The sequence below is a fragment of the Desulfofundulus thermosubterraneus DSM 16057 genome (assembly GCF_900142025.1).
GTDB lineage: Bacteria > Bacillota > Desulfotomaculia > Desulfotomaculales > Desulfovirgulaceae > Desulfofundulus > Desulfofundulus thermosubterraneus.
On the sequence record NZ_FQZM01000043.1, the window covers coordinates 23,252 to 31,613 of the forward strand.

General features: G+C 56.2%; 10 protein-coding genes. 9 read left to right on the plus strand and 1 reads right to left on the minus strand.

Translation table 11 applies throughout. The features are described from left to right. Nucleotides 1-140 precede the first annotated feature (140 nt). Genes BUA65_RS14440 through BUA65_RS14475 form a run of 8 tightly spaced genes read left to right on the plus strand, consistent with a single transcriptional unit; the run spans nt 141 to nt 5,441 of the window. On the plus strand, nt 141-1,505 hold the full coding sequence (locus BUA65_RS14440; protein WP_242656346.1) for a major capsid protein: 1,365 nt from the start codon (nt 141-143) through the stop codon (nt 1,503-1,505). Then, nucleotides 1,481-1,909, plus strand: a complete 429-nt coding sequence (locus BUA65_RS14445; RefSeq protein ID WP_072870721.1) for a phage protein Gp36 family protein — start codon at nt 1,481-1,483, stop codon at nt 1,907-1,909. The genes BUA65_RS14440 and BUA65_RS14445 overlap by 25 nt, the downstream gene beginning before the upstream one ends. Beyond that, nucleotides 1,903-2,481, plus strand: coding sequence for a phage virion morphogenesis protein (locus BUA65_RS14450; RefSeq protein WP_114281509.1), 579 nt, complete (start codon nt 1,903-1,905; stop codon nt 2,479-2,481). The genes BUA65_RS14445 and BUA65_RS14450 overlap by 7 nt, the downstream gene beginning before the upstream one ends. After that, a complete protein-coding gene (locus BUA65_RS14455) occupies nt 2,482-2,952 on the plus strand; it encodes a hypothetical protein (protein ID WP_072870723.1) in 471 nt (156 codons plus the stop codon). A gap of 16 nt (nt 2,953-2,968) precedes the next feature. Then, nucleotides 2,969-4,375, plus strand: coding sequence for a phage tail sheath subtilisin-like domain-containing protein (locus BUA65_RS14460; RefSeq protein WP_072870724.1), 1,407 nt, complete (start codon nt 2,969-2,971; stop codon nt 4,373-4,375). Nucleotides 4,376-4,398: 23 nt separating this feature from the next. Next, on the plus strand, nt 4,399-4,656 hold the full coding sequence (locus tag BUA65_RS14465; protein ID WP_072870726.1) for a DUF362 domain-containing protein: 258 nt from the start codon (nt 4,399-4,401) through the stop codon (nt 4,654-4,656). Then, nucleotides 4,628-5,080: a hypothetical protein gene (locus tag BUA65_RS14470; protein ID WP_072870728.1), complete on the plus strand. Its 453-nt coding sequence runs from the start codon at nt 4,628-4,630 to the stop codon at nt 5,078-5,080. The genes BUA65_RS14465 and BUA65_RS14470 overlap by 29 nt, the downstream gene beginning before the upstream one ends. Nucleotides 5,081-5,096: 16 nt before the next feature. Then, on the plus strand, nt 5,097-5,441 hold the full coding sequence (locus BUA65_RS14475; protein WP_072870730.1) for a hypothetical protein: 345 nt from the start codon (nt 5,097-5,099) through the stop codon (nt 5,439-5,441). Nucleotides 5,442-5,559: 118 nt separating this feature from the next. Here the strand turns inward: BUA65_RS14475 and BUA65_RS14480 are convergent, their stop codons facing one another. Continuing rightward, nucleotides 5,560-5,742 carry a hypothetical protein gene (locus tag BUA65_RS14480; RefSeq protein ID WP_072870731.1) on the minus strand — a complete coding sequence of 61 codons (183 nt, stop codon included), beginning with the start codon at nt 5,740-5,742 and terminating at the stop codon, nt 5,560-5,562. Nucleotides 5,743-5,986: 244 nt separating this feature from the next. Here BUA65_RS14480 and BUA65_RS14485 point away from each other — a divergent pair. Continuing rightward, a partial coding sequence (locus BUA65_RS14485) for a phage tail tape measure protein (RefSeq protein WP_207543908.1) occupies nt 5,987-8,362 on the plus strand: 2,376 nt, incomplete at its 3' end.

Below are 8,362 nucleotides of genomic sequence, written 5' to 3' on the forward strand. Positions count from 1 at the left end.
AACAGGGCTTAAAAAAGGGGCGGTACCTGGTAACGGGTGCGCAAATCCTTGTTTTATGAGGATTTTCAAGGAGGCGAGAGGCAGACAGTAACCACGTTCGTTACCGCCGGTAACAAAAATCCGAGGAGGAGTGAATACGGATGCCTACCGACATTGCGGCATTAGGCGGGACTGTATTGACCGAACTGGCGAGAACCTTTGAAAACTTTCAGACCAAGGCGGGGCAGTTTTTCCCCTCCCGGAACCTGCCCGTGAAAACAGTAACTGTAGAGCGGGTCTATGGGGGCGCCGGAATAGCCCCGGTGGTCGACCCCAAAAAACCGGACACCTTTGCCGACAGAAGGCAGGTTGTTTCCGAGAGTCACAACCCGATTTACAGCCGGGAGAGCTTTACTGTAGACAGCGATACGCTGAATAACCTGCGCCAGCCGGGAACGCTAAACGAGCGGTACGGCAAGCAGTACATCGCCGACGAGATAAAGCGCCTGGTGGCCAGGAACGATCTCTTGTTCGACTTTTTGCGCTACCAGATGCTCCTGGGCGGGATTGATTACACAGACCCACGCACAAATGTTCATACGGTCGTGTCCGCCGGGATACCGGCCGACCACATGATCCCCCTGAACAGCCTTGCTGCCACCTGGACGGATACGGCCAACGCCAAACCGATCGACGATTTGGAGATGGTCAAACTTAAAATCAGGACCAACGGCAAGGTGGATCCGACGCACATCTTAATGAACTCGGTGATCAGGTCCTCCCTGTCCCGCAACGCGCAGGTAATCGCCCGGGGCGAATCGGCGCGGGACACCGGTTTCGTGGTTTACCAGGGGGGCGAGCTGGTACGAATCGCGGGGCTGGAGGTCGTCGCGGAGGATGCGGTATACGAGGCACTGGCCCCCGCCACGGTGCCGACGGCAACGGTGCAGATAACGGATACGACCATCGCTGCCGGGGACGACATCGCGCTGGTCATCGGCGGGGTGAGCTCGGGGTTGTATACCGCCGTTGACGGCGATACAAAAGAAAAGGTCGCCATACACTTGAATAACTTCATCAACGGCAACCCGGCCATGCCGGTAACTGCGACGGTGAGCGGGGACACCATCACGCTCACACCCAAAAACCCCCTTTCAGACCAGTCCATAACGATCACCAAATCGGGTATCATTGACGCAACGATCGCGGGTTCACCGTTAATCATTACCGGCGGCGGCCTGGTGAGGACGATCACAAAGATGATCCCGGACGATAAGGTGGTTGTAGTGTGCAAGGAAGCTGCTGGAGAACCGGTGGGCCGCACCGACTTCGTTATCGGGGAGCACCCGGCCGGGCCAGCCCGGGATTTGGTCCCGGTCGGCCGACACGGTACCCCCGAGTCCGCCGGGGGTGCTGGTGCAGGTTGGCCGGGCCGGGATGCCCTACCTGTTGCACCCGGACTGGGTGGCCGTGGTAACAATCAAGTAAGGGGCTATTCAGGATGTATGCTACGCCGGAGCAGGTGAGAAGCCTTTCCGAGCTTCTCCGGAAGTACAAGGATTTAACAGACGATATAATCAGTGCTTATATCGCCAAAGCCGAGGCAAGGGTGAACGCTTATCTTTCCGCCCGGTACCTGGTGCCTTTGGCGGAACCGGTACCGAAGATTATCAATTCTATTGTTGTGGATATGACCGGGGCTTTCATCCTGGACGAGAAGGTTTCCGAGCGAATGAAAGATCAGACCACTTTTGCCGAGGTCTTGATGAAGAGAGCGGAACAGGATCTCGAAAAGGTTGTTGAAAAGGGCTTGATCGACCGGGAGCCGGGGGTGGTTCTGGCCGCTCCCGCACGGACCAAGACAGGGCCGCAAATGGCCACCACTACCCCGGAAAAAAGCCCGATCGAGGATGTGTTGGCGCAGTGGTGAAGGTACAGATAAAGGCCGAGGGTTTGGAGCAGGCTATGGCTTTCATGAACGACGTGGCCCGGAACCGGGGGATCAAGCTGCGGCCGCTGATGGCCCGGGCTGGCCAGATCCTGCTTGCCTCGGTGATGAGAAATTTCGAGGAAGAGGGCCGGCCGCGCTGGAAGAAGTGGAGCCCGCTAACTTTGAAGATCTACTACGGGTTGGCAAGGGAAAAGGTGGAAAGCCGGTACAAGCGACCTGCCACCCGTGCGAAACACATGCGGTTGGAGATGGCCAAGATTGCCGTCGGGAAGATCTTGAGCCGGACCGGCGACTTGAAAAAGTCGATCCACGTTGGCCGGGTGACCAATGAAAGCGTGGAAATTGGCTCCTCCCTACCCTACGCCCGGATCCACCAGCTGGGTGGGGTAATCCGGCCCAAAACGAAAAAAGCGCTTTGCGTCCCGATGGGCGGCCGTTTCTTGATGCTGAAAAAGGCTACCATCCCGGCCCGGCCCTTTTTAATGGTCCAGGAGGAAGACGGGCAGGCGATCATGCGGGCGGTCAGGGCCTATATCCTGGAGGGAAAATAAATGCCTTTGCCGTTGCCGGAGTTAATCATCGAGGTTCTTAAGCTTTCGCCGGACCTGGCCGATCTGCAGGAGTGGCAGCCGGTAAACGGTTTAATCACCTTAAATGCTCCAGGTATTTCGGTCGGGGTGCAAAAAGAGACTTACAGCGAATACGACAGGTTTTACGATAATTGCACTTCCCGGCTTTCGGTGACCGTGTGGGATAAGGACGTTGACCCGGCGGCGGGAGAGGCGCGGGTGCGGGAAATGGCCCACGCGGTGAGACGGCAGCTTTTGCAAAACAGCACGCTGGGCGGCGCGGTGGATAATGTGTTTGTGGGCGAGATTGAGTACCTGACGGAAGATGCGGGCAGCAACCTGCTGCTGCATATAGCCAGCCTGGAAGTGGAAGTTGATTATCTGGCGGAAAGGGCTGTCAAGGCGAGCACGCCTGCCATTGAAAACATTGGCGCAGATACCGGAAAATTTTAGAAGGGGTGAGATCTAGATGGTGATGGAATATGTTGTGCCACGGGTGGCCATCGACGAATCGGACGTGGGCCCCCGGCCGACGGCGGCGGTAAGCCTTTCGGCCATCGGGCTGGTGGGTACCTTCTGCAAGGGGCCGGTAAATAAGCCGGTGACCGTGGGCAGTTTGGAGCAGTTGATTAATGTGTTCGGGGGGTATAAGAGCGGGCTAACGGGCTATCTTTCAGCAGTGGGGGCTTTAAACCAGGGGGCCAATGACATAAAGATTGTCCGGGTGGGCAGCAGTTCAATCGCGCCCGCCCAAAAGATCCTGAAGGACGCGCAAACCACGCCGCAGGATTCCATAATTGTAACGGCGGCCACGCCGGGCACCTGGGGAAACGAGATCAAAGTTGCTGTGGCATCAGGGACACAGAGCGGCACTTTCAAGCTGGTGATTGTCTATGGCAAGCAGTCCGAGACTTTTGACAATTTGACTCTGGATAACCTGGGTAACGTAAAGTCTCAGTTCGTGACGGTGACCAGAGCCGCCGGGGCGACGCAGATCCCGGCGAATATAAGCGCTACGCCGCTTGCCGGCGGGGACGATGGGGCGAATACTTCAGACAGCGATTACGTGGGCACGGTGGACGCGAACGGAAACCGGACGGGTTTAAAGGCGCTGGAGGCGGTGCGCTGCGCCCTGGTGCTGTGCGCCCAGCAGTATAGTGCGGCGATTCAAAGCGCCCTGATCGCCCACTGCGCGACGGCCACCCCTGCCCAGGGTTTGCGGGTGGCGGTGCTGAACACGCCGCCGGGGCAGAGCGTGAGCCAGGCGACTGCTTTAACGGCTGCGCTGGATTCCATGCGGGCGGTGCTGACCTATCCCTGGCTGGAACCCCAGGAGCTTCCGGGTAGCTACGTTGCCCCCGACGGGTATTACGCCGGCCGGCTGGCCGTCCTGGCGGCGCAGCAGAGCCCGACCAACAAGCAGATCAACGGGATTCTTTCCTGCGAACGATTGTTTACAGAAGCAGAGGTAAAGGACCTGACGCTGGCCAGAATCTCCCCCATCACCCTGGTTGTCGGGCGGGGTTTCCGGATCCGGAATGGGGTTAACTTGTCAACTGACCCGGCCTGGTCGCAAACGAACATCCGCCGCGCCTTCGATCAGTTGGAGATGGAAGTTTACGACGGCCTGCAGTGGGTGGTGGGCGAAGAGAACACCCCCGAGCTGCGGTCGGCCGTGGCCGATCAGATGGACGCCCTGCTTTTCAACAAGAAGATGAAGGGTGAAATTTACGACTACAAACCGACGGTCTGCGACGACAGCAACAATACGCCGGAGACGATCGCGGCCCGGATTCTAAACGTGCAGGTGCGGGTCCGGCCCGTTTACGCAGCAGATTACGTTGACGTGGCGGTGCAGCGGTTACTTGCTGCTTAATTAGTTAAAGGGGGCGCAAGTTAATGCTTCTTGAAATAGGTGAAAGATGCTCGGGATGCGGTCTGTGCGCTCCGGTGTGCCCCACTGGGGCGCTCACGATGGCGGGAAACAAGGTCGTGCTTTCGGGAGAGTGTGTAGCCTGCGCGTTGTGTCTGGATGTGTGTCCGGTCAGAGCACTTGTGCTTGATGTTAAACCCGCCTCCCGGCCCGAAACCGCAAGCGAGACTGCCACTAAAAGGAGAGTGAAAGACGATGCCCAACCACAAGATACAGGGGTATGATTGCTCAGTATTAATCACCGGTCCAAAAGGGCCGGAGCTAGTAGGGGAGTACCAGGAGGCAGAGTTTTCGATAAAAGAAGAGACGGAGGAATACCTGGGTTTAGGCGAGCGGATTCCATCTATTTTGGACGGAGTAATCAAGATAGAGGGCAAGCTTAAAAAAGGGCACGCCCTTCTTGACATTGTGAATCGCATCTGGGGACACAGCTCATTAAAAAGGGGCAGCCGGATCAATATTGCCCCCCGCTTTACGATTACACTTTCTATTGACGCGCCGGACAAGGGGTATGTGGGCCGGTACCGGCTGCTAGACTGCAAGATCCACGATTTAGAATTGAAAGCCAAGCAGGGTAAGGATGTTCTGGAAGAGGACTTAGCTTTTAAAGCTGAAGGTATCGAGCCGATTCCGATTCATTTTCATTAATGGGAGGTAGGAAGTAATGACTGAGTACGGGCCTCTGGAATTGCCCAGCGGGAAGAGGATCCATTTTCGGGCGCCGACAGGAGCAGACCGGCTGGCAGTTTTAAAATTAACCAGAATCAGCGCGGATAACGTACTTTCCGGGGCGGTGCTGGTGGATTATTACGTCCAGGCGAAATGCATAACGAAGATTAATGATCAGCCGGTGCCGGTGGAAAGTTATAAAAATCTTTTCGATACCTGGGACGCAAAAGATGTTGTGTTTTATCAAGGCGTTTTTAACGAGATGTTTGGAATGACTGAGGAAATGCAAGACAAGGCTAAGGAAGCGGCCCGTTTTTTGCTGAACGGGCAGACTTCTTGAGATGGGCCCGGGTGGCGCATTTAACGGGGATGAGCCTTAGCGAATGGCTGTCTTTTGATGACCTGACCAGGGAAGCAGTTTGTGTTGCCATTGAGGATTTGGTGGAGGAACTGAAAGATTAAGATTTTACAAGGGATAGCAAGGTGCGGAGGCCAATAAGATAAAGAATTGCCGTGATAATCCAGGCCGGCCAGAGGCTGTCGGTGTCCAAGGTAGCCATCAAGATGCTGGCGGGAATAATGGCCAGCAGATAGCAAAACGGAATAGTTAAAAGAGATACAAAAAACATGATTGTTTTCATAGGCTCCTCCCCTTTTGTTTGATTATATCATGCTGATGGGCGAAGGCAAGGTGCAGTTATGGCTGGCTCTACTTTTACCGTGGCCTTGATACTTACCGCATATAACAATATGCGGGGCGCTCTGGCCAGCGCAGAGAGTAGCTTAAGAAGTTTAGGCACAGCAGTGAAGCAGTTAAGCAGCGCACAAATTAATTTTGGTGTTAATACGGCTTCGCTGGCAGAAGCCCGGAAGGCATTGGACAAGATGGAAACCCGCGGGATGGCCCAGGTAGCTAGCGGGATGATGATGGCCGCGCCATTTGTCGGTGCGGTAAAGGCCGCCGGCGACTTCCAGGATGTGCTGCAGGAACTGAAGATAGTTACCTATGATTCGGCAATGCCGCTCAAAGAGTGGGAAAAACAGGCCAAAGCGCTGGCTGAGCAGGCAAAGCAGATGGGCATGGCCACGCGCTTTAGTGCTACAGAAGCCGGGCAGGGTTATCTGATGCTGGCTAAGGGCGGCGTGGCGGCAAAAGATATTTTAGCTGGCACCGGCGAGGCGACGGTGAAGCTGGCCCAGGCCAGCGGTATGCTGCCGGCCCAGGTGGCGGAGTCCATGGTGAAGGTGGGCAATGCTTACGCTATCCAGGGCAAGGAGATGCTGAACCTGGCAGATTTTATGTCCCGGGTGGACAATGCTTCCACGGCTTCTCTGTACTCGTTAACGGAAGGATACAAATACGCTTCGGCGGCGGCTGCCCAACTGGGGTTAAGCTACAAGGATACCGGGCTGGCGCTGGCGGTGTTAAACAATCGGGGGCTTGACGGTACCACTGCCGGAACCAACCTGGCGGATATGCTCCGCCGCCTAGCGCCCACTACCCGGATGAGCGCGCAGGCAATGAAGGAATTAGGTCTTACAACGGCTGATGTAGCGAATATCCAGCGGGGGGCGAGCAGGATAGGGCTAGCCGGTAGGGATCTTTTCCATGATGAGTCTGGTAAGCTCAGGCCGATGGCTGACATAATCAAGGTTCTGAGGGAGCATACCAGGGGCTTGCGCGCCGATGTGGTCCAGACTGCTTTCACGGAAATGTTTGGAGTGGAAGGCGCCCGGGCGGCTCTTGCATTAATAAAAGAAGGAGCCGGCAGCTGGGAGGAAGTTTCCGCGGCAACAAGACGGGCAATGGGTTTAAATGAGCGAATCGCCCTCCAGCAGCAGACGTTTAATTCTCAGGTGGAGCAGTTGGAGGAAGCATGGCATAATCTTTTCGTTACTGGTGGAACGCCGATTCTTGGGTTTTTAACAAAGGCGGTTAGCCGGGCCACAGATCTGCTTGGGAAATTTGCTAAATTCAGCAAGGAACATCCCGGGCTGACACGCTGGCTGATGTATTCTTTGGGGGTCCTGGCGGGATTTAATATTGCAGCCGGGGCGGCCAGGATAGGGATTGCCGTTTTCGGGAGAAACGTCTTGTCGGTGATTGGCATTTTTGCCCGCCTGGGCGGGAGCGCGATGGCTGCCGGGCGGGGCATTATTGGCTTTTGGAATACCTTTAAGTATTTCCGACAAGGGACCGGCATAATACGTGCGCTGTGGAGTGCGATCGCGTTTGGACACCCCACCCTGGTGAAAATAGTGGCAGCAGTTGGCCGGGCGGGATCGTGGTTTGCTCTTGGAGTGCGCTACGCAGGGCAATTTGGCGGGAGTCTGCTTAGACTGGCTGGCCAGGCTATGATTTTTGCCGGCCGAGTTGCAGCGGCCTGGTTGATTGCTTTGGGGCCCATAGGGTGGATTATCCTGGGGGTCAGTGCTGTTATTGCTGGCGCGGTAGCGGCCTGGAAAGCCAATTTTCTGGGCTTCAGGGACAAGATGACTGAGGTTTGGAATTGGGTAAAAACGCATTCGGTAGAGGCATGGGAAAACCTTAAAAAGTCGGCAGAGGAAGTTTGGACCTGGCTGAAAGGTTTACCTGGGGAAGCGTTGGAATGGGGTCGCAATTTGATCAGTTCGTTTGCAAAAGGAATCGAGGAAAAGGTTGAAGCAATTCCCGAGGCGCTTAAAGGAGCGGCAGCAAAGATCAAGGACTTTCTGGGCTTCTCCAGCCCCACCAGGCTTGGGCCCGGGAGCGAGGCCGACCGCTGGGCGCCAGCATTTGTGAGTATGTATGCTTCTGGCTTGCTGGCCGGGCGGGCCAGGATTGCGGCAGCAGCGGCAGCACTGGCGGGGGCTATGACAGTTACTCCCATAGTAGCTCCAAGTGGGTTTGGGTATGTAAAACCGGCGGTTGCCGCAGTAAGCTGGGCAATTAAACCCCAGGTAGAAAAGCCCACTTATCCGGCTTTACCGGCCGGTTACTGGCAGATCAAGTCCCAGGTGGACAGCCCGGCATTTCCAAAGCTGCCGGTGAGCACCTGGCAAATTATCTCCCAGGTAAGCTCCCCTGCCCTGCCGGAGATCCCGGCGGCTATGTGGCAGATCAAGCCCGCGGTGGGAGTCCCTGTTTTGCCGGAAATACCAGGGGGTATGTGGGCGATTAAGCCCCAGGTGGAAAAACCCACTTATCCGGCTTTACCGGCCGGTTACTGGCAGATCAAGTCCCAGGTGGACAGCCCGGCATTTCCAAAGCTGCCGGTGAGC